The following is a 21671-nucleotide window of genomic DNA, read 5'->3' as shown; positions in this document are numbered from 1 at the left end:
TCAGCAGCCTTTGAACTTGGGTTCGCGTTTTTCCAGAAAGGCCATGCGCGCTTCGCGTGCATCTTCTGTCTTGGCCAGCAGCATGGTGAACTCTTGCTCAAAACGGTAGGCGTCACGCTGCGGCATCACATCGACCATATTGGCGGCGCGCTTGGCGTAAATGGTAGCCAGCGGCGCCTTGGCGGCAATTTCATGCGCCAGCGCCATGGTGACCGGGAGCAGTTCTTCCGGCTTGAGCACATCTTCCAGGACATTGCGACGCAGCAGTTCATGCGCGGTCAATCGCTGGCCGGTATAGAACATGCGGCGCAGCGTGGAACGGCCAAATAGCGTACGCAGCATGGAGGCGCCCCCTGCCAGCCCTACATTGATTTCGGGCATACCGAAAGTTGCGTTTTCAGAGGCATAAAGGATGTCGCAGGCCGCTGCCAGGCCCAGGCCAGCCCCCAGCGCTGTCCCATTGACGGCGGCGATTACCGGTTTGGCGCACTCGCGTATCGCGTTGCCGGTTTCCCGGGTAATGCGGTTGTGTTCCAGGAAGTCGCCGGCAATGTTTTCATCGGGACGATCTTTGAGGTCTGCACCGGCGCAGAAAACCGTGCCCGTAGCCGTCAGAACGGCGCAACGCACATCGCTGCGGGCCGATATCTCATCAAAAGCCGACACGAGCTGGCGTCGCATCTCGCGGTTCAGCGCATTGACCGGCTTGCGATCCATGGTAACCAGCGCAACATAATCGGATACGTCGATATGAACAAATTTTTCAGTCATGGTGTTTTGTCTCGAAAGGGTGTTGCGTGCCGGACAAGTGCGCCAGGCCGCTTTGCCTGGTCAATCCGGCAACAATGGATTAGCTAGAGCGGTAGCGGCTCCAGTCGGTGCGTGCCGGCATTGAAGTTGATCATCGGGCTGGCTTGCCGGCTGACCGAGCGGCGGATTTTGCCCACGATCATCCGATGGGTGCCCAGCGCCTGGGTGTTGACAATGTCGCACTCCACGCTGGCCAGCGCATCGTTCAGGACCGGCTGGTCATGCAGGCCGCTGCCCCAGTCGCCCTTGGAAAATCGGGCGGGACCTTGCTTTTCGCACAGAAAAGCCGACATTACATCGCGATGCGCCTCGCCCAGCACATTGGCGACAAAACGGCCATTGGCCAGCAACGCCGGCACAATCGATGAACTTTCATTGATAAAGAAACCCACCAGTGGCGGTTCGGCCGAAATCGAAGTCAGACTCGATACGATGATCCCGGCCACCTGTTGCCCGCTGCCGGTTGTCACGGCGCTGATGCCCGCAGGCAGCGCACGCATGGCGGCTTTGAATTCAACTTCGGTCACGACCTCGTCAATTTCGTTGCGTTCGATATGCACGCGCACGTCGCCGTGTTCATCCACCCAACCGGCCTTGGTTGCATAAGCCATCATTTGTGCAAACCCGGACTCCCATTGCGCATCGCCGGCCCGATCCGCCAGAAACCGCAGTACCGCCGGTGACAGCCGGATATGATTGTCATCTTCTCGTCGACCGATTTTCAAAATCGCTTGTTCCAGCTTTTCGGGCGCAAGCGGGTCGACCAGAACGTCAAGCTTGCGAAACTCGGCAGCATCAAGCACGGTGATGGCACCGGTATTTGTCAAATGAATGCGCATGGTGGTCCCCTGCGGGTCGGTCAGGCAGCAGCCCGAAGACCCAGTTCCTTGTTGATGGCCGGGATGATTCTGTCACCCCACAGTTCAATTTGCTTGAGCATGGTTTTTTGATCGAAGTCGCCCAACTGCGTTTGCAAGGCAATATGGTTCGGCTTAAGGATGCTGATTTCTTCCAGCAGCTTGTCGATAACCTGGTTGACCGAACCCACTGGCAGATTCTTGCGCAACTCGTCAAAAGTGACGTCTGTCTGTGAAGGCACTTCCTTGATCATATAACCGTCTTCGGACTGGGCGCGACGAAATTTCAGGCTCTCGGAAATACGGCGCTGGAACCGCGCACTGTCCAGATAGGCATCAATTTCCGCCTTGTTATCCGACGCGTAACCACAGCGCAAAAAGCCGAACTTGACGTCACGATCCAGATCGCGACCATTATCATCAGCCACCTTCTCCAGGCGCTCGCGCAGCTCTCTGATGCCATCGTTACCCTTGAGCAATGCGGTGACAAACAGATTGTGATTCTCGCGTACGCCGCGGCCAAGGGCTACCGGATTGCCCGAAGTAATCCACAGTGGCGGCATGGGCTCCTGCAGACAGCGTACGGCAATGGAGCTGGGCGGCATGGACAGGAACTGGCCGTGATATTCGAAGGTCTGTTGGGTCAGCCCCATGGGAATCATGTCCAGGAATTCGTTGTATATCTTGGAGGCGTCTTCCATCTTCACGCCGAACCGTTCGAATTCGAAAGCCTGATAGCCCGAGCCGATGCCCAGGTCAAGACGACCGTCCGAGACGGTGTCGACAAAGCCGACTTCAGCCAGGAAACGGGCTGGATGATACAGCGGCAGGATGCAGACAGCGGTTCCCAGACGAATCCGCTTGGTCGCGCCCGCACAATGGGCCACCATCATCAGCGGCGAAGGCGACAGCGAGTAGTTGTTGAAGTGATGCTCTGCATACCAGGCATTATTGAATCCGGCCTGTTCTGCCGCGATGGTCTGCTCGACCGAATTGCTGATGACTTGCTTGGACGTCTGGTGGTAGCCACGTTGTTGCGCAAGAATAAATACACCGAATTCCATAAGGATTCCTCTTTAATATGTATTGATTGACTTGCTGCAATCTTAAATTATAATTACCAGGTGATGGAATAGACAAAAATCGCTTGTCTGTCCTGCATATTCTGAGGTAATCAATGGATCGTCTTAAAGCAATGGAGCTTTTCCTGTCGGTGTCCCGCAGCGGCAGTTTCACCGAAACAGCAAGGCAATTCGGTATTTCTCCAACGTCCGTGTCCCGAATGATTACCGAACTGGAGCAGGCGCTGAACGTCAGATTGCTGCTGCGCTCAACGCGCCAGGTCATGCTGACAGAAGCCGGCCAGGAATATGCCCATCAGTTGGAGGGCATCCTGTGGAGTATCAACCACGCGCACGACAGCATTACGGCCATCAGCACCTCGCCTCAGGGGTTGTTGCGGGTCCATTCCCGGGTCATGTTCGGGCTGGGCGTGCTCACACCGCTCGTAGCGCGCTTTCGTACCCTGTACCCCGACATTCACGTCGAACTTATTCTGGCCGAAGCACAGGCTGATCTGCGCCTTGCGCAAATAGATATCGATTTTCGCATCGCCCCGCCGGTGGAAGCCGGATTAAAACGCAGGATTCTGTTCAAAAGCGAACGCCATCTTGTGGCATCCCCGGACTATATTGCGTCGATGCCCGCGCTTACAGCGCCGCCGCAACTGGCTGACCATGCCTTGATATGCTATTTGAAACCGGGTGAGGGCTATGTTTTCCGCTTTCTGTCGGATAAGGGCATTGACGAAGTGGCCCTGCACCCGCGCCATGTCACCAACAATGGTATTGCCCAGCTGGAACTGGCCAGGCTGGGAGAAGGCATTGCCCTACTTGACGACTATACGGTAGCCAACGATATTGCCCAGGGTCGCCTGGTACGCCTGCTGCCTGATTTTCGGGTAACCAATTCCTCTTTCGAAGACGGTATCTATGCCACGATTCTGGACACGCCCATGATCCCGGCCAAAATCCGGGTCTTCCTGGATTTCGTGGCCTCCGAAGTCTCGGGCAGCGACCGCCGGTTCCTGGCATACCGCCAGCTTGGCGGATAGGCGGTTATCACGCAAGACCGATACGGGTGCGGGCCGGTGCCCGTCCCTGCGCACCCATGCCACGAACACGCAGCACGGCTCCGTCCAGCGGCTTGTCACCCCTCAGACGGCCGCTATCGCGGATTGAAGTGACGAACAGTTCATCCAGGTTTTCACCGCCGAAGCACAGTGACGCAGGGTGAGTCAATGGCAGCTCAATTTTGTTTGTCAGGGCGCCGTCCGGCCCAAAACGGGCGATGGCGCCGGCATGCACCAAGGCAGTCCACAGCCCGCCGGCCGAATCAAAACAGCAACCATCAGGGCCGGACACATATACCTGGGTGTTGACAAACAGGCGCCGGTCGGCAAGCGTGCCATCACCTGCAATGGCATAGGAATAAATGGTGCGAACGCTGCTGTCGCTCACATAGAACCGCCCGTCCACTGGACTGACGCAGGGCCCGTTGGTTATACCGATGTTGCTGGCCAGCTTGATGAACCCGCCATGTGGATAAAGCCGGTAAAGACCGCCCAGGGGCGGCTCGCCTTCGTTGCGCAGCACGTGCATGGTGCCGACGATAAAGGAACCATCGGCCAGGGCCTCGCCATCATTCAGGCGCAAGTTGGGATGGCTATCTTCAATCTGCGCGATTGTCTGCCACACTTCGGTGGCCGGGTCATAAAGCGCGATGGCTTCTTTTAACGCCACCACCAGACGACCATCTGCGTTCAGGGCAAAGGAGCCGGCCGGCGCCGGCACCTCGCTGGTCGCAACAGTCCGGCCCGTTGCCGGATCAATCTGATGAATAAGGCCGGCGCGACAGTCCATGAACCAGAGTCGCTGATTTTCCATATCCCAGATAGGGCACTCGCCAAGCGCAGCGCGGACCGAGCCTAGCGGTTCAATATCAATAGTCATAAGCAACGCAAGAGAGAACGTAAAACGTTAGTTGATGATGATTTTGTTGTCGCGGATCACTTTACCCCAGTGCTCACGGTCAGCCTGCAGTTGCGCATCCAGCGCGTCGGGGCCTCCCGCTTTTTCAGTTTGGCCATTGTCCCGAAGCAGTTTGCGGAATCTGTCGCTCTGTACGGTTTTGACTGCAGCGGCCGCAATCTGGTCGATGATTTTGCGTGGCGTCCCCTTAGGCGCATGCAGGGAAGTCCAGTAGGACGACTTTAACTGCGGATAACCCAGTTCAGTAACCGTAGGGATATCGGGAAACGCTGGATCGCGTTTATCGGTTGTGAGCGCCAGGATTTTCAGATCGCCGGCGCTCTGGTGTTGAATAAGGGAAATCGGTGTGGCAAATGAGAGATCGCCTCGCCCTGCCATCAGGTCAATCAACGATGCCGTATTGTTTTTATACGAAACCGCCGTGGTAGGCGCGTTGAGGGTTTTGGTGAGAATCCACCCAAAAAGATCGGTTACGCTACCCGGACCCATCGTCCCATATAGTAGCGGCCTATCGGATTTTTTCGCATAGGCAACCAGTTCGTCCATCGAGTTGACGCCAAGCGACGTTGGAACGGTAATGGTCAGCGGGCCATCGAACAGCATGGCTACGGATTCAAAACTATCGAAACCGTACTGTAAATTGGGACGCAACATGATGTTCAGGGAAACAGGTCCGGTCCCACCCAAAAGCAGCGTATTGCCGTCAGGGCGAGCGCGAGCCACATAGGACGAACCGATAATGCCATTGGCGCCGCCCTTGTTCTCCACAATCACGGGGCGCGCCAACTCCTTGCTCATTCCCTCAGCCATCAGCCGGGCCAGACTATCGTTGGCTCCCCCTCCCGCGTATGGCACAACAATCGTAATGGGTTTGCTACCATCGATGGCAAACGCAGGCGCTGCCCAGGCCAAAACCGTACTTATTACCGCGACAATCAAGCCGCGCCGCATATGATTGCACATTCGTGCTCCTCCTGAAATCCTGCTGCCTGACCGCACCCGGCTGTAGCCGCCGGTGAACCGGACGCCATGCTCCCGCCGCAACCGTTATCGTTTCCGACGGCACGGCCCGCTGTAACAACAGCATTGGCTGCTAGTTGATGACGATTTTGTTTTCGTTGATGACTTTGCCCCAGTTTTCGCGATCGGCCTGCAATTGCGCGTCCAGCACTTGCGGACCACCGGCCTTCTCGATCTGCCCGTTGTCTATGAGCACCTGCTGGAACGCTTTGGTTTTAACTGTTTTCATGGCTGCGGCGGCCACCTCATTGGTGATCGCCGCCGGTGTGCCTTTTGGCGCCAGCAAGGCTGTCCAGTAGGATGTTTTCAATTGGGGATAGCCCAGTTCGGCCACCGAAGGAATGTTTGGAAAATGCGATGATCGTTTCTCGGTACTCAGGGCCAGCACTTTCAGGTTTTTGGCATTCTGGATCATGGGAACCGGCGTGGCATAATTCATGTCGCCGCGCCCTGCCATCAGATCGATCAGTGCCGAGTTATTGTTCTTATAGGCCACGGCTGTTAACGGGATACCGAAGGTTTTGGAAACGATCCGGCCATACAGATCCGAGACGCTGCCCGGACCCATTGTGCCGTACAACAGCGGCTGTCCGGTCTTTTTACCGTAGGCAACCAGCTCGTCGACAGAATTGACGCCCAGCGACGTTGGCACCGTGATGGTTAGTGGCCCGTCAAACAGCATGGCCACCGAATCAAAACTGTCAAAACCGTAGGGCAGCGACGGGCGCAGCAGAATGTTCAATGAAACCGGTCCCGAGCCGCCCAGCAGGAAGGTGGTCCCGTCCGGCCGCGCACGGGCAACGTACGATGCGCCGATAATGCCATTGGCACCCGGCTTGTTTTCGACGATCACATGGCGGCCCAGTTCCTTGCCAATACCGTCGGCCAGCAGGCGGGCGAAGTTATCATTCGTACCCCCGGCAGCATAAGGCACGACGATTGTGATCGGCTTGCCATCGCCCTGCGCGTACGCGGGCAGCCCGATTGCGATTGACATGACGACACTCAGTGCAGCAGCAATTAATGTGCGTCGCTTGATATGGCGCATTGATGTTCCTCCAAAACGATTGCAGTGCCGGGCCTGACGAGGTCGCTGCGATTGCGGTAAATGAATCGGCATCCAATCCCTTGGTATTTACCCTGATACAGTGGCAGCAGACCGTCACGTCGGCTTGTGGCTTGTTGTGAGGAGTCAATCATATATTTGATTTGAATCAAGTATTACCCCGCGCAATTGCAGAACTGTTTTACATTGCAGCGATAAATCCCCCCGCCCCCGGCTGCACCGCAGCCGCACGCAAGTTTGGAAATCCTGTCGGCCCGTCAGTTTGCGAGTGACATCCATGACCTATCTGTCGCAGAAAATCGGTCGGCAATTTGTGGATGTGTTTATGATTGTGATTGCCGGCCGAGCACATATGACGCTGGTAAAAAACGCCATGATGCTGAAACACGCGCAATGGCATCCGAGGCCAGGGCGCGTTCCCTGCGCTTTCAGTCCAGCGAAATCCGGTTGTTTTCTATCACTGTTTTCCACTTGGCACGATCCTCGTCAACAAACCGATCGACCTGTTTCTGCTCGCGTGGTTGCTGTATATAAAGACCCAGCGTCTCGAACCGCTTCTGGAATGCTTCATTCTTTAGCGTGGTATCGATCGCCGTCCTGAGCGCGTTCACCACAGCATCGGGCGTACTTTTGGGCACGGCAATACCGAACCAGGTCGATGCCTGATAGTTGGTCTTGCCTATTTCCGATACGCTTGGCACATTGGGCAGAACATCCAGGCGCTTGGGCGACGTGACGGCCAGCGCCTTGATTTTTTTATCCTTGATGAGCGGTAGCGAAGTACTGACAACATCGATCATCAATTGCGTATCATTGCTCATGAGTGAAGTCAACGCCGGCGCACTGCCATTGTATGGAACGTGGGTTGCCTTAATGCCATATTGGCCGAGCAATAATTCGGTGGCCAGATGCAAGGGGTTGCCGTTTCCCACGGAAGCATAGTTTAGTTTTCCTGGATGCTGCTTGGCGTAGTCTACAAACTTCTGCATGCTATCCAGGCCGGATTTTTCATTTGTGATTACAACAAGCGGAATGTCGGCGACGATAGAAACGATACGGTAATCGCGTTCGGGATCATAGGGAAAATTTTTGTATAACAGAGGGTTGAGCACCATGCTGGAATTGCTTGCTAAAAAAAGGGTATAGCCATCGGCGGGTGAGCGCGCCACCTGGGTTGCGCCTATTTTGGTGCTGGCCCCGGGCTTATTTTCCACCACTACCGCTTGTCCTAGCGCCTGACCCATGTTTTGCGCCAGCGCCCGCGCCAGTTGATCTGCCGCGCCTGCCGGCGTATACGGTACGACCAGTTTGATGGGCTTTTCTGGATAGGCGGCGCAGGCCGGCGCAGCCACTCCCAGGCCCAATGTAGCAGCAATAATGATGTTTGCAATGCGTTGTTTCATGATCAGTCTCCTTGGTTATTTGTTTTGCCACTCAACGGGCTTTTTTTCAATGCGCGATGACACTTGTATTAGACTTTCCGGCTGTGGCCAGCCCAGTATTTATCGCGTAGCAAGCGCTTATATATTTTCCCGGAGTCATCCCTGGGCAGGGCCGCATCGATAATGAACTGGCCCGGAATCTTGAATTTAGCCATGCGCGACTGCAACCAGCATCCGATCTCCTGGGTGTCCAGGGTTTGACCGGTTTGCGGTTGTACAAATGCAAGAAGCGATTCGCCGAACTCGGCATCGGGGATTCCGATAACCGCGCAATCGGCGATGCCTTCATATTGCAAGAGCTGGTGTTCGACCTCGGCAGGATAGATATTGACCCCACCGGAGATCACCATGTCGGATTTGCGGTCGCAAACAAATAAAAAGCCATCTTCGTCCAGGTAGCCGATATCACCCAGGCTGATGAGTCCCTCTTTATCGATGTCGTTACGCGCCTGCGGATTATTGCGGTAGTGAAAATCAGCATACGCCGGTTGCCGGACATAGATATAACCGGCAACACCAGGTGCGCACTCGACCCCATCTTCGTCATAGATTCTGATCACGGCTTCGCCCACCGGTTTGCCCGCGCTGCCCGGCTTTGCCAGTGCCTGATGTGAGTCCAGCAATGTGATTAAGCCAGCCTCGCTGGAGGCATAGGTTTCATAGACAATGGGACCTAACCAATCGATCATCGCCCGCTTGACGTCCGGTGCACAAGGGGCGCCCGTAGAAGCGATAAATCGCAGGGAACTGAGGTCATAGCGTTGGCGCGACTGCTGGTCGAGCTTGAGCATGCGCACATACATGATCGGCACAAGGTACAGGACTTCAATGCGGTAAGCCTGCACCAGTTGCAGCACTTCCAAAGGATCGAAGCGGTCTGTCAATACAAAGGTATCGCACATTTGCAACGCATTCTGGGCAAACAGACTGGGCGCGCTGTGATAAATGGGCGCCGGCAGCAATGCCCTGCACCCCTGAACCAGGCCGAACGTTTGTTGCAGCAATTGTTGCGCCGCCCGCTTGCGCTCGGCGGCAATCTCCGGCGGGAACACATGCCGTACCACACCTTTTGGCTTACCGGTCGTGCCAGACGTATAGGCCATGTGCCCGCGCGGCGCGGCAGCGTATTGGACACTTTCGGGGAAGCCATCGCGCCAGCTTGCATAGGACAATGGCGCGTTCTCCTCACCATTGCAGGCGGCGTGTTCACCTACAATCAACACGGGCATGGAAGGTGGCACCACCGCTTGTATGCGGTCCCAGAAATCGGCATGCACGATGAGCACTCGCGCACCGCTATCGTTAAGCAAAAAGCCGACTTCCGCTGCGGCAAAATGCCAATTGATGGGGCAATATGTCGTGCCGATCTGCCGGCTGGCGTCGATGGCTTCAAGAAAGGCTTCGCTATTGCGCAACATGATCGCAAACGTGTCGCCTGGTTTGAGGCCAAGTGCACGCAGGCCGAACGCCAGGCGGCGGGCTCGTGACTGATGCATTGCCTTGCTGGTTTTTCTGTCCTGGACAACAATCATCGGTTCCATTGTTGCTCCTTATCCTTAGCTTTGCGTATCTGGGGCCGTTCGCGCCTGTATGCGTTCACGGGCAACCTGCCAGTCGTTTTTATCCCATTCGAAATACTGCTTGAAGTACGCACCGTTCGCCAGCCAGTCACCACCGTCCAGGGCGATAGTCTGGCCGTTGAGCCAGCTGTTTTCCGGGCATAGTAAAAAGGTGGCCAGATTGGCAATGTCGCTGAACTGGCCCAGCCGTTGCATGGGATTCTGGCTGACCAGCGCGTCAGTGTTGCTCTCGGTAGGACGCAACCTTGCCGATGCCCCCTCGGTTGGAATGACTCCCGGGGCGATGGCATTGAATCGAATACCGTGACGCCCCCATTCGATGGCCAGCGATTTGGTCATGGTATCGATGGCAGATTTGGACATGGCCGAAGGCACGACAAAGGGTGACCCGGTCCAGACCCAGGTGACAACGATGGATACTACGGAGCCGGGATGCTGTGTGGCAATCCAGCGTTTACCAACCGCCTGGGTGACATAAAATGTGCCATTGAGCACCGTTTCGGTAATCGCCTTGAAACCATTGACCGAAATATCCTCGGTCGGACAGATGAAGTTCCCTGCCGCATTGTTGATCAAGGCATCCACGCCACCATGCTCGTCCCAGATATGCTGAACCATTTGATCAACTTTATCTGAATCCCTGATATCGACCGAATGCACGAAAACACGACTGTCCGCAAAGCGCGTCTGCAAATTGGCAGCGGCCTGCTCCAGCACGTGCTGCCGGCGTCCGCAAAGATGTACTTGTGCGCCAAGACTGACCAGCTTTTCGGCCATGGCCAGCCCCAGACCGGTTCCGCCTCCGGTTACCAGCACACGCTGACCCTGAAATAGATTTTCTGAAAAAATTTGGTTTTGCATGGGTTGCCTCCTGTGCAGACGAGTGTAGCAACGCCATCTGCTGGCAACAATACGGATAAATAGCTAATATATGTTTCCTGCCAGTTGACAATAAAAACACGGAGATTTCCGCCTGAAATTCGACCAACCAGGAAAAGGAGCATGATGGACAACTACAGTGAGCTGGACCTGAACCTGATCCGCTTGTTCGTGACGATCATAGACACCGGCACGCTTAGCGAGGCGGCAAAACGCCACCACATTACCAAGTCACACGTGAGCAAGAGCCTGAAGCGACTGGAAGCGCAGTTAAATACCCAACTGATTCGCCGGTCAACCCGACGTCTGGAACTTACCCAACAGGGGGAGGTGCTGTACCAGCACGGGCTGGGCATATTGCGTGAACTGGAAGCCGCAACCAACCAAATGTTACTGCTGGGCGCAGAGCCGACCGGTACAGTCAGACTGAGCGTTCCAACCGGACTGGGGGAACTGATCTTGCAGCCGATTTTGATTGATTTTAAGAAAGCCTATCCGCGACTTAATCTGCACATCATGTTTTCGAATCGCGTAAATGATCTGATTGAATCCCGGGTAGATATCGCCTTGCGCGTCGTGGCCGAACCGCCCCAGGATTATGTCGCAAAGAAAGTGTGCGATGTGCAGTGGCGCCTTTGCGCCTCCCCCGGCTATCTGGCTGCGCATAGCACCGCAGCGCAGGACCCGCAGCAGATAGCACAACTGCAATTCATTTGCTCATCGAACCGGCGTTTCCACGAGCAGATCATGCTGGAAAACGGCAAGACTTCAACAAGGCTGAAGCTCAACCCTGGCCTGCAGTCGGAGAACTTCCGCTTTTTGCTCACGGCCGCCAAAAACGATCTTGGCGTAGCGCTGTTGCCCAGTTACGTTGTTGCACGTGATGTGGCTGACGGCAACCTTCAGTTGGTATTGCCACACTATCGGATCGCCGGCATTGACGCGACACTTTATATCCTGACAACGGCCAGACCACACTTGGCATCGGCTGCCATTAAGACACTCACGCAATACCTGCAGGCCCAGCTCAAAACAGTGTTCGGTGAATGACGGCAGGCAGGCGCAGTGCAAAAGCGATCCGCGTTACGCCACGCTCAGGCCGCCATCGACCGCCAGCACCTGCCCGGTGACCCAGCCGGACTCGGCAGAAGCAAGCGCAACAATCCAGCCGGCCACATCTGTGGGTAGCCCGCGCCTGCCCAACGGAATGCGGGCACGCTCATCCGCTTTGACGCTCTCTATCTGCTCGGCCGACAGCTGCATTCTTTCGGACAGAAAATCCGTTTCCGTCGGCCCTGCGGCGACGGCGTTCACGCGTATACCATCAGGCGCCAGCTCAAGCGCCCAGCAGCGGGTCAAATGTTCAAGCGCTGCCTTGCTGGCGGCGTAGTGCGACAACGCCGCGGCGGCCTTGTGGCCAAAGGTACTCGACACATTGATGATATTGCCCGCCGACTGTTTCAGGTACGGCAATGCGGCAGTCACCAGCAAAGACGGACCGATAACGTTGACAGAAAAGATGTCGTTAATCTGCTCAGCTCCGGCTTCTGCTAGCGGCAGAATGGCGCCTGCGCCTGCATTGTTGACCAGCACATCCAGACGCCCATGGCGACGTATGACCTCATCGATGGTTCGCACGGCATCGCCGGGCTTGCCGGCATCTGCCACCAGATGATCGATGCCCGGGACGGTCTGTGCAGACTGCGCCAGGGCAGCTTGCCTGCGTCCGGTAATAATTACCTGGGCACCGCCAGCGACAAACTTTGCGGCGGCTGCAAGACCGATGCCAGCGCCGCCGCCGGTGATCAGTACAACCTTGTTTTCGAATAGATTCATCGTTTTACTCAAAATAAAAAAGAGGTGAATGGACTGGTCGGGCAGGCGAACTCCGGCACTAGCGCTTGTCTGTCTCGTCCAGGCAAGCCAGCGCGACAGTATTGGTGATGCCTTGCCGCGCCATTTTTGTATAGGGGCAGAAGCGTTCTGTATTGCGCACCAGTTCCTGCGCAAGGGTACGCTCCACACCCGGCAGGCGAATATGGGTGCACGCAATCAGCATAAACAGACCATCGACTGGATCGCGACAGAAGTCGACCGTGACCTGCACAGAACTGCCGGCAATAGGAATGCCCGCGCGCGCGGCCAGCAGGCTCAGCGCACCATGAAAACAGGCGGCATAGCCAGCCGCGAATAACTGCTCCGGATTGGTTCCCCCGCCCGGCCCACCAAGCGCGACAGGCAGGCGTAAATCCAGGTCCAGATAGCCGTCATCAGAACGGGCAATGCCCGAGGCGCGCCCGTGCCCGGCATCACCACCCGTTACGGTCACGCAGGTGGAATACAGCGTCCTGGCTTCGCGCCCATAATAGGCGTCAAGCCACGACAAAGACGGCGGTTGCAGATCAGCCATGCGATGTGGTGCTCTTCTTATGTCGACAACTGTGATTGAGCGAACCAGGTATCAAAATTTACCACGCCAAGGCGCGGATTGGCCGTGCCTGGAATAAGCGAATTTTCGCTGAGCCGGGCGCCGAAATACAGGGCCTGCACATCTTCCACCACCGTGCGCGAATCGGCGCTTGCCTGCAGGTAGCGTTGCACCATGTCCGAAAATTTCATGCATTCCGGACCGGCAATTTCCACGCTCCCATTGCATGGCGCGCCCAGCGCATAATCCACCACTGCCGCAGCCACGTCATCCGAAGCGATAGGCTGGAACAGCGCGGGGGAAATACGCACGGTCTGGCCCTCGCCACCAGCTTGCGCAATACTGCGCAGGAATTCAAAAAATTGTGTTGACTGCACAATGGTATAAGGGATACCTGATTCGCGTATCAGTTTTTCCTGCACCAGCTTGCCGCGAAAATAGCCGCTTTGTGTCAAGTTCTCGGTGCCCACAACAGATAATGCCACGTGGTGCTGTACGCCTGCGGCGCGCTCGGCAGCAAGCAGATTACGTCCGGACGTTTCAAAGAACGCGAGCACATCCTGATCAGCAAACGATGGGGAATTGGCAAGGTCGATAACGATATTGGTATCTTGCATGGCTTGCGCCAGGCCTTCACCCGTGATGGTATTGATTCCTGTTGAAGGTGCTGCCGCAATGACCTGATGTCCTTGTGCTTGCAGCGTATTTACTACTTTGCTACCGATAAGGCCGGTGCCGCCGACGACGACGATTTTCATGGAATGCTCCTGGCGTTGATGTATACAGCAAATTCTAGGGTGAAGTGCAATATCGCGGTAGCGCCGCAAAGGGCCTCACGGTGTTGCACCAGGCGCATCAATGACAATGGACCGCGACGAGCTCGGGATTGGCAACGCATCCATGCAATTGAGGTCAAGTGCACGCGTGTGCTCGGCAATATGGTCGACAAATACGCGAATTCTGGCCGGCAGTTGCTTGCGGCTTAAATAACAGACATAGTGACCGCCGTCATCGGGTGCATGCTGGGCCAGACAGTTCAGCAGTTGGTGCCGCCTGAACAAATCGCACACCAGATACCCGGGAAGCTGGGCGATACCCTGCCCTTGCAGCACTGCCTGCAGCATCAGATCAAGATCATTGAATGTATGCTGGCCTGGCAGCATACACCGGTGAGCCAGGCCATCTATCTTGAATTCCCATTCCCTGATGCGGCCCAGCGCGTTACGAAAATTGATGCAGCGATGACTGGCCAGCTCGTCAACATGGCGCGGCAGACCGTAAGCCTGAGCATAGGCGGGCGAAGCGCAAACGAACATTTGCATCGGGACAAGTTGTCGTGCAACGATGTCGCTGTCCTGCATCCGACCATCGCGAAATGAAACGTCTATGCGATCGGCCGTGAAGTCAGCAGGGCGAACATCGAGCAGTAATTCAAGTGTGATAGCAGGATATTGCGCATGAAAACTTTGTAGCAGTGGCGCGATTACCTTGCGTCCGAACCCGGGACTCGCATGGATGCGCAGATGGCCTTGTGCCGGCCCATTGCGCAATTCGCGCATCTCTTGCAGCGCATGAACGATCCGCTCCACGCCAGGCTGGCAGTTCTCATAAAACAATTCGCCTTCGCGGGTCAGCGATGTGCTGCGTGTCGTGCGTTGAAACAGGCGTGTATCGAGCTGTGCTTCCAGCTTTTGTACACTGCGGCTGACAGCCGAGCGACCGATGCCCAGCCGGTCTGCCGCTCGGGAAAAACTGCCTTCGTTGGCAACAGCCAGAAAAGCCACTACCCCAGCGTAACTGGTGACAAAGCTGCTCGCAAGCGCGTCCGCGCCCGGGCCGATCTGGCGTGCTTGTTCGATCTGCACTGAAGGAAAAGTCGTAGTATCCATACTGAACCAGACGTATGAGCACCATGGTTTGTGACAGCAATTGCCACCTTTGCTCCATTATTACAATTGCTTGCAACAGACTGGCTAATGCGCCGGGATAAAGAATGGAACGTTCTGGTCCTTCAATAACAGCACGACGAATTTTGCCGGCTCGGTCTGGCTCGCATTGCGCCCGACGGTATGGATGTCGTTTGGTCCTTCATAAAAGCTTTGGCCCGGACCCAGCGTCACTGCCTTGCCTCCCTTGATCTGCATGACAATAGTGCCCTCTTGCACATAGACAAAGCTGTGAGCGTTATGCCGATGCACCGGATCTACCGCGCCCGGCGGGTAGTCAACCGTAATCATCAGCATTTCCTTGCCGGGATAATCGGCCAGAGGTTGGGTCATGACCTTGTTGACCACCGCTGCGGGTGGCGCTGCCTGGGCACTGCCCGTATAGGTCAGCGGGATCATGACCAGAGTAAGTGCGACATGTTTCAGATTAAGCATATAAGCGTTCCAAAAAACGGCCCGGGCATACAACCCTAATGCCGATCGGGTGAATGAAAAGGGGCCGGCTCAGGAGAGATTGGCCTTGTCCAGGCCAAACGCCTTGTCGGCAGAGCCGGGGACCGTCTTGAACGCGACATTGGCGCGATTCCATGCATTGATGGCCATCACATCGAAAGTCAGGTCAGACAGTTCTTTTTCACTCAGGTGTTCCCGCACCCGCTCGTATATATCGTCCGCGACGCCATGCTCGGGCAACCTGGTCAGCACTTCGGTCCAGGCGAGCGCTGCCCGCTCGCGCGGCGCAAAAAGCGTTGACTCGCGCCACGTTGCCAAGTGATAAATACGCAGTTCCCGTTCACCATGGATGCGCGCCTCTTTGACATGCATATCAAGGCAAAATCCGCAACCATTGAGCTGGGAAGCACGAATCGAAACAAGGTCGCGAATCGAGGTTTCTATGGCACTGCTTGCCAAGGCGGTGCTAAATGCCATGAATGTCTTGAACAGTTCAGGCGATTGCTGAATATAGTTGATGCGCTGTGTCATGATTGCTCCAAAGGATGAAGGCAGCGCCGCGGATAATCGGGCGCTGAATACGGCAGGAGGCCGCATTCCATCATCGTAGGCAACAAGCGGGCGAGGCGGTAGGTAGGCAGAAGGGATCACCGTGTTGTCCGGCAGGCACCAAACACCCAGGGTGATGGCTGCGCTGGGACCGCAGGCGCGAATCAGCGTTGCGTCACTGCTGTAGCAATGCGAACGAGCTTGTCAGGATTGCGCTGAACATAAATGCGGTTGATGTGCTCACCATCCACTTCAAACATTAACGCCGATTCAAGCTGACCCTGGATGTAACGCAACAAGGCCCATTGCTCATTGAGCACAACCATCTGAATATGAAGCCCGGTTTTGTAACGTAGCGATGCGGCCATGAATAGCTGTGCAATACGCCGTCCGCCAACCATGGGTTTGGGAAAACTGGTCACTTTGCCGCCACCGTCGCCCATCAGCACGGCATCTTCGGCCAGCAGTGCGTTGATTCCGGCAAAATCGCCACGCTCGAGCACCTGTGCGAAGGTTTGCAGCAGGCGATGATGCGTTTCAGGCGGCACGGTAAACCGCGGCTGCTCATTGCGTAACTGCGTACGCGCCCTGCTCACCAGCTGTCGACAGGCTGCCTGTGTTTTTCCAAGAATTTCCGCGATCTGGTCATAGTCCGCGTCAAAAACCTCATGCAAAAGAAAGGCCGCACGCGCTTCAGGTGTCAGGCGTTCGAGCAGCATCAGATAAGCCATGGACACGTCGTCCGCGCGTTCGCTGATCTGTTCAGGTGTGGGCGGCGATTCCATCATGAATGGCTCGGGCAGCCAAATGCCTGCGTAATGCTCGCGCTGCGACTTGGCTGCGCGCAGCCGATCGATCGACAACCGTGTCGTCACCGCCACGAGCCAGGCTTCGACATTTTCGATGTGATCCTGCACGGCGCCATGCCAGCGCAGCCAGGCATCCTGCACGACATCTTCTGCTTCGGCTACCGATCCCAGCATGCGATAGGCGATTTTCTGCAATCGTGGGCGTAGCTCATTGAAAGTGCGCGCAATATCGTCCATGGATCATTAACCGTGGTGGTGGCCGCTTCTGGGGTGAACGGGTCTCAATAATATCCGTGCAAGGTGATTTTGTCCATGAATGTGCTTGCGTTGGGGGCTGCACCAATATCCGCTAGCGCTTCCGACGTCATCGGCGCTCAATGGCAACCAGTGCATCAAGAGAGCACCCAGGGCTTTGGAGTAGACAGCAAAAAGCCTTCAACAACTGACCGTCATTGAAGGCTTTTCGGGATCAAGCTGATATTAAATCAACCGCGCACTTGCGCGATCAAAATGATTATGTGTACAAAAAAATGTAAATATCATCTGATATGCAGTAATTTCAAAAAAATAGCTAATTTTTCGATTTCTATTTGTCAATATCTATATTGAATTTGGGTTATTTGTTTACATTTGCCCATAGTGACCGCGCATTACCGTCTAACAAACGATTTGCCGAAACTCCGTTTGTCTAAAATATATATCGTGTCCGTAACTGAGCTGCAAAAATTTACTCTCATCACAAATCCCCGGAATCGCTTGCGCCTAGCGGCTACTCGCTGATGAATGATGATGTGAGACGGTCGCAGCGGCTTAGCAAACCTACCTATCAGAACTGGGCACACGGACCCGGCCGCAGGTGGGGCACCATTCATATCCATGTCTTCTATGTAATGGCTAAGAGAAAAACAGCTCATGTGATCATAGGAGAAAATCACAGATGAATAGGATCATGGAAGACGAACTCAAACGTTGGACATCTTAGCCCTGAACTGGTCATGAGGAATGAAAGCCTGTCGATCATCGACTGCTTCTTGGACTGTAGATACGACAATGATAGGGCTTGACGTAATAGTTACTATTTAAATTTTAATATTATGCTTAAATTTGACGACGAGACTTTGCAAACCGGAGTTTCCAATCCTATGGTTGCTGCTGATTTAAAACCGTACTATAAATGGAAGGAGAGCGTTACTGTCAAACCATTGATAAACTACACTATCGGCGGCAGCTGCTTATTTGTAGTATTTAAGCAAGTGGTCCATATCAGCAGACCTGTTTTTAACCAGAACAGGCACACATTCTGATTTGTTCGATGATTACTTAAATATATTTTCTCAAAGATCAGTTAAGGAGTGGAGTATGGCCCAAATTGACATCCAACTAATTCGAATAGCACCTCGACTACTTTGCATTGTCGCTATAGTGATATTTATCATTCAGGCCCTGGGCGTGGTCATGGGAATTATTGAAATGCTGAACTCTGGGCCAGGATCTGGAGTCATGCTTTGGCTCGGCCTCTTCGGTGGGATCGCCTCAGCCGCCTTTCAGCCAGCAATCTTAATAGCCGTTGCCGCAGCAGTTACGCATCTTGAGAGAATAGCTAATCTGCCTAATTTAGAAAAATAAATTGTCTCATCTAGGCATTGAGCAGGATCGGCTTTGCCGCGAAGCGCCTTCGACTTGAATGAACTGTTAGACCTCCGTCTACTCTGGCAACACAGGCATGAGTAATCAACCTTCTGATGCTTGCTCTTCTTTCTCTTCGCGCAACACTCTATATTTTACACCCCACCCTTCGGGCACCATTACTACTACAGGAACAGTTCTATTTAAATGAATGACGTCTTTTTTTGCCCTCACATCCACTCTTCTTTTCCAATCATCGCCGCACTTACCCTGTTCTCCATATAATATATTATTAGTGTCCAACTCCCAATACATCAGCCCCCTACCCGGTACTAGCTTAGGATTGAATTCTCCACCTATTTTATTTTTTCGGCAATTTACCTCAATATTTTTGAACGCCCACACCTCGATCTTTTGCACATCTTTTTCTATTATTTTTTGACTATTTATTATGTATCTAATATACCCTTCTTTGGCATCTGGGTATTGCCTTAATATGTCATTCCCCTCTTTTGCCTCATCGGCATAAGCCGCCTCGGCAGGTAACAACAATACCATTGCTATCAGCGACAGTGCACAAGCAACCCTAATCATTTTATTCCTCTTCATAAATAAAATGCACCCGAGCCACAATAATGGCTGGGCGCACTATTTCCCCTGAAACATCAATGCACTGTTTCATCCTTGACTTCTTTACCGCCACTTTCCCTTATAGCATCCGCAGTCCCCTGTATATATGCTTTTATGGCGCTAACATCATCTTGCGACAGCTTGTCAGTAAAATCCGGCATCCCTAAGCTATAGAATGGTCCTTTGAATACAAAAATTCCCAGATTCTCCAATATATTTTTATCCACGTACGCCAGATTTGGCAACGCTCCGCCTTTTGTAGCCCCTGGGGCTCCATGACAAGTTGCACAGGAACTCGTATAGAGCTTCTCTCCAAGTTCTATTTTCGACGGGTCATAATCAACGCCTTCAACTAATTTTCCTGTTCCTTCCTGCAAACTTCCCGGAGAAACGGCATCACCGCCCAGCTTAAACGTATATACAGTGCCGGATCCATGCTGTTCAGCCACCCTTCTCGGCAATCCATATGCACCACCCCAGCCTACTGGTATTGAAATATATTGCTCTCCATCAATTTCATATGTTGCTGCTCCAGCTCCTGCCCCACCATTCAAATCAAACTGCCATAATTTATCGCCGGTCTCTGCAGCATACGCTATAAATTTCCCATCAGACGTTCCTTGGAATACCAAATCCCCACCGGTAGACAACACACCTCCATTCCAAGGGGCATCATATCTAACCCTCCAACGCGATTTTTTTGATACTGGATCCCATGCCACTAGCTCACCAAACTCGCTAACAGCGTCGCTACTCCCCATTGTTTTTGCTTCGTCCCTACCAATAAACGAGCCTCTCACCCCGGGTTTCGGATCTTTGAAGCGCCAATCCATTTGATCCTTATATGTTACTGGTATTTGCTGAGCCGGTATATAAACAAGCCCCGTATCTTTGCTATATGACATAGGCTGCCAATTATGTGCGCCCAACGGTCCAGGTATCTGCAAATATTCATTTTTTGTGTCTCTTGCTGCCGCAAATTCTATTGGCCTTCCATCCTGACCATAGCCTTTCGCCCAAGTGACGTCCATATAATTTTTAGCGGATATAAACTCCCCTGTCTCTCTATCGATCACATAGAAGAATCCATTCTTCGGAGCATGCAATAATACTTTTCTTAATTTTCCATCTATTTTTATATCAGCCATAATTATTGGCTGTACCGATGTATAGTCCCAATTATCGCCTGGCGTCTCTTGATAATGCCACTTATATTCCCCGCTGTTAGGGTCTATAGCAACGATAGACCCTAGATATAGATTGTCTCCGCCCGCTGGGCTCCGAACTGCTGCCGCCCATGGACTTCCATTGCCTGTGCCAATATATAACGTATCAAGCTCTGGGTCATATACCATAGAATCCCAGACAGTTCCACCGCCACCGTTCTTCCACCACTCCCCAGCTGGGTCCCAAGTCTCAGCCGCCTTCTTCATCGCTTCATTCTCAAAGGGCTCTTTTGGGTTTCCAGGAACGGTGTACCATCTCCATTCCTTTTCTCCAGTATCTACATTGTAAGATGTAATATACCCACGTCCAGAATAATCCGCTCCTCCGTTACCTATAACTACATGACTTCCCGCTATTCTTGGCGCACCAGTTATCGTATAGTACCCCTCTTCTCCATCGAATGTATCTTTCTCCCAAACGAGCTTCCCGGTAGATGCATTCAGAGCGATCAGCCTCCCATCAAATGCAGCTACATAAACCTTATCTCCAGATAAGGCAACGCCTCTATTTACCGCATCACAGCATGCTTTGACGCCCCATTTCCCCTTATCCACCTCTGGATCATACTTCCATATGCTTTCTCCAGATTTAGCATCAATGGCATGAACGACCCCCCAGTTAGAGGTTACATACATTATGCCATTCGCGACTACTGGGGTTGATTCTATTCCTCGGCTACTTTTTAAATCATAAGACCAAGCTAGACCCAAATCTTTAATGTTAGATTTATTTATCTTATTCAATGGACTATAATGCGTCTCATAATAGTCCATTCCAGTTGTTAGCCATTCCGCACCTTTTGTTGAATTTTCTATTATTCTATCCTCTGTGACTGGCTTATATTTAGGTCCGCTATTTTCCGCATGAGCGCCGGTAATTGCCATACCGAACACCATAGACGACATAATAACTACAGCTGTTCGCGAATTCATTTTATCTCCTCAGTTATAAATACCATTTATTAAATCTTCTAATTTAGCCTTGACGCGCTCGGGCGTGAATGGGATCTGGCGCAGGCGCACACCGGTGTGCGTCAAAGACGGCGTTGCTGATGACAGCGGCCGGTGGGGTTGGTGGAGGGCTCGCCACCACCAGTAGACTTGTGTTCGGGGTCGTTGTTGACGAGCACCATCTCTATGTCGTCGGGGATCTCGGAGAAGTGCAGGATGGGGTAGGCGGTCCACTCCAGGCTGGTGACGCGGCTGTGGTCGAAGGTGACTTCCTCGTGCAGCTGAGCGACTGGATGATGTTGCCCTCTATCTGGTTGTGCAGGCCGTCGGGGCTGATGACAAGGCTGCA

The 21671-nt window shown here is 53.8% G+C and carries 21 protein-coding genes; 3 read left to right on the top strand and 18 right to left on the bottom strand.

Annotated elements, in window-relative coordinates; genetic code table 11:
• From EV681_RS12705 to EV681_RS12695, 3 genes are all read right to left on the bottom strand, one after another.
• Nucleotides 1-771 (bottom strand): enoyl-CoA hydratase/isomerase family protein, encoded by a 771-nt coding sequence (locus tag EV681_RS12705; RefSeq protein WP_128393132.1) that lies wholly within the window; start codon nt 769-771, stop codon nt 1-3.
• Between the two features lie 83 nt (nt 772-854).
• The gene (locus tag EV681_RS12700) at nt 855-1649 is read right to left on the bottom strand and encodes a flavin reductase family protein (protein ID WP_128393133.1); all 795 of its coding nucleotides are present in this window, start codon (nt 1647-1649) and stop codon (nt 855-857) included.
• 20 nt (nt 1650-1669) lie between these two features.
• On the bottom strand, nt 1670-2731 hold the full coding sequence (locus EV681_RS12695) for an LLM class flavin-dependent oxidoreductase (RefSeq protein WP_130304189.1): 1062 nt from the start codon (nt 2729-2731) through the stop codon (nt 1670-1672).
• A 113-nt stretch (nt 2732-2844) separates the two neighbouring features.
• Between EV681_RS12695 and EV681_RS12690 the strand changes: the two genes are divergently transcribed.
• Nucleotides 2845-3780: a LysR family transcriptional regulator gene (locus EV681_RS12690; RefSeq protein ID WP_128393135.1), complete on the top strand. Its 936-nt coding sequence runs from the start codon at nt 2845-2847 to the stop codon at nt 3778-3780.
• Nucleotides 3781-3787: 7 nt separating this feature from the next.
• Here the strand turns inward: EV681_RS12690 and EV681_RS12685 are convergent, their stop codons facing one another.
• The 6 genes from EV681_RS12685 to EV681_RS12660 all read right to left on the bottom strand — a co-directional run bounded on the left by EV681_RS12685 (nt 3788) and on the right by EV681_RS12660 (nt 10674).
• Nucleotides 3788-4678, bottom strand: coding sequence for an SMP-30/gluconolactonase/LRE family protein (locus EV681_RS12685; protein WP_242612243.1), 891 nt, complete (start codon nt 4676-4678; stop codon nt 3788-3790).
• 27 nt (nt 4679-4705) lie between these two features.
• The gene (locus tag EV681_RS12680; RefSeq protein ID WP_128393136.1) at nt 4706-5680 is read right to left on the bottom strand and encodes a tripartite tricarboxylate transporter substrate binding protein; all 975 of its coding nucleotides are present in this window, start codon (nt 5678-5680) and stop codon (nt 4706-4708) included.
• Nucleotides 5681-5810: 130 nt separating this feature from the next.
• Nucleotides 5811-6734: a tripartite tricarboxylate transporter substrate binding protein gene (locus EV681_RS12675; RefSeq protein WP_242612242.1), complete on the bottom strand. Its 924-nt coding sequence runs from the start codon at nt 6732-6734 to the stop codon at nt 5811-5813.
• A 497-nt stretch (nt 6735-7231) separates the two neighbouring features.
• Nucleotides 7232-8206, bottom strand: coding sequence for a Bug family tripartite tricarboxylate transporter substrate binding protein (locus tag EV681_RS12670; RefSeq protein ID WP_128393138.1), 975 nt, complete (start codon nt 8204-8206; stop codon nt 7232-7234).
• Between the two features lie 68 nt (nt 8207-8274).
• Nucleotides 8275-9786 carry an AMP-binding protein gene (locus EV681_RS12665; RefSeq protein ID WP_130304188.1) on the bottom strand — a complete coding sequence of 504 codons (1512 nt, stop codon included), beginning with the start codon at nt 9784-9786 and terminating at the stop codon, nt 8275-8277.
• A 15-nt stretch (nt 9787-9801) separates the two neighbouring features.
• On the bottom strand, nt 9802-10674 hold the full coding sequence (locus tag EV681_RS12660) for an SDR family oxidoreductase (RefSeq protein WP_130304611.1): 873 nt from the start codon (nt 10672-10674) through the stop codon (nt 9802-9804).
• Nucleotides 10675-10827: 153 nt separating this feature from the next.
• Between EV681_RS12660 and EV681_RS12655 the strand changes: the two genes are divergently transcribed.
• The gene (locus tag EV681_RS12655) at nt 10828-11754 is read left to right on the top strand and encodes a LysR family transcriptional regulator (protein ID WP_242612240.1); all 927 of its coding nucleotides are present in this window, start codon (nt 10828-10830) and stop codon (nt 11752-11754) included.
• A gap of 33 nt (nt 11755-11787) precedes the next feature.
• Here EV681_RS12655 and EV681_RS12650 read toward each other — a convergent pair whose 3' ends face one another.
• The 7 genes from EV681_RS12650 to EV681_RS12620 all read right to left on the bottom strand — a co-directional run bounded on the left by EV681_RS12650 (nt 11788) and on the right by EV681_RS12620 (nt 17126).
• Nucleotides 11788-12540, bottom strand: coding sequence for an SDR family NAD(P)-dependent oxidoreductase (locus EV681_RS12650; protein ID WP_130304187.1), 753 nt, complete (start codon nt 12538-12540; stop codon nt 11788-11790).
• A gap of 58 nt (nt 12541-12598) precedes the next feature.
• Nucleotides 12599-13114: an Ohr family peroxiredoxin gene (locus EV681_RS12645; RefSeq protein WP_130304186.1), complete on the bottom strand. Its 516-nt coding sequence runs from the start codon at nt 13112-13114 to the stop codon at nt 12599-12601.
• A gap of 17 nt (nt 13115-13131) precedes the next feature.
• A complete protein-coding gene (locus tag EV681_RS12640) occupies nt 13132-13890 on the bottom strand; it encodes an SDR family oxidoreductase (RefSeq protein ID WP_130304185.1) in 759 nt (252 codons plus the stop codon).
• A 75-nt stretch (nt 13891-13965) separates the two neighbouring features.
• A complete protein-coding gene (locus tag EV681_RS12635) occupies nt 13966-15021 on the bottom strand; it encodes a LysR family transcriptional regulator (protein ID WP_130304184.1) in 1056 nt (351 codons plus the stop codon).
• Between the two features lie 84 nt (nt 15022-15105).
• Entirely contained in the window at nt 15106-15513 is a 408-nt protein-coding gene (locus EV681_RS12630) for a cupin domain-containing protein (protein ID WP_130304183.1), read from the bottom strand.
• A gap of 69 nt (nt 15514-15582) precedes the next feature.
• The gene (locus EV681_RS12625; protein WP_130304182.1) at nt 15583-16062 is read right to left on the bottom strand and encodes a carboxymuconolactone decarboxylase family protein; all 480 of its coding nucleotides are present in this window, start codon (nt 16060-16062) and stop codon (nt 15583-15585) included.
• 182 nt (nt 16063-16244) lie between these two features.
• Nucleotides 16245-17126: an RNA polymerase sigma-70 factor gene (locus EV681_RS12620; protein ID WP_130304181.1), complete on the bottom strand. Its 882-nt coding sequence runs from the start codon at nt 17124-17126 to the stop codon at nt 16245-16247.
• 1122 nt (nt 17127-18248) lie between these two features.
• Between EV681_RS12620 and EV681_RS12615 the strand changes: the two genes are divergently transcribed.
• The gene (locus EV681_RS12615; protein WP_130304180.1) at nt 18249-18515 is read left to right on the top strand and encodes a hypothetical protein; all 267 of its coding nucleotides are present in this window, start codon (nt 18249-18251) and stop codon (nt 18513-18515) included.
• 105 nt (nt 18516-18620) lie between these two features.
• Here the strand turns inward: EV681_RS12615 and EV681_RS12610 are convergent, their stop codons facing one another.
• Both EV681_RS12610 and EV681_RS12605 read right to left on the bottom strand, forming a co-directional pair.
• Nucleotides 18621-19109, bottom strand: a complete 489-nt coding sequence (locus tag EV681_RS12610) for an ecotin family protein (protein ID WP_165393043.1) — start codon at nt 19107-19109, stop codon at nt 18621-18623.
• Between the two features lie 71 nt (nt 19110-19180).
• Complete coding sequence (locus EV681_RS12605) at nt 19181-21304, bottom strand: PQQ-dependent dehydrogenase, methanol/ethanol family (RefSeq protein WP_128393149.1); 2124 nt, start codon at nt 21302-21304, stop codon at nt 19181-19183.
• Nucleotides 21305-21671 lie beyond the last annotated feature (367 nt).

Source organism: Advenella incenata (genome assembly GCF_004217095.1).
Taxonomy (GTDB): Bacteria; Pseudomonadota; Gammaproteobacteria; order Burkholderiales; family Burkholderiaceae_B; genus Advenella; species Advenella incenata.
Note: the sequence above shows the minus strand (reverse complement) of the source record. Positions and strands in the feature narration are given on the sequence as shown.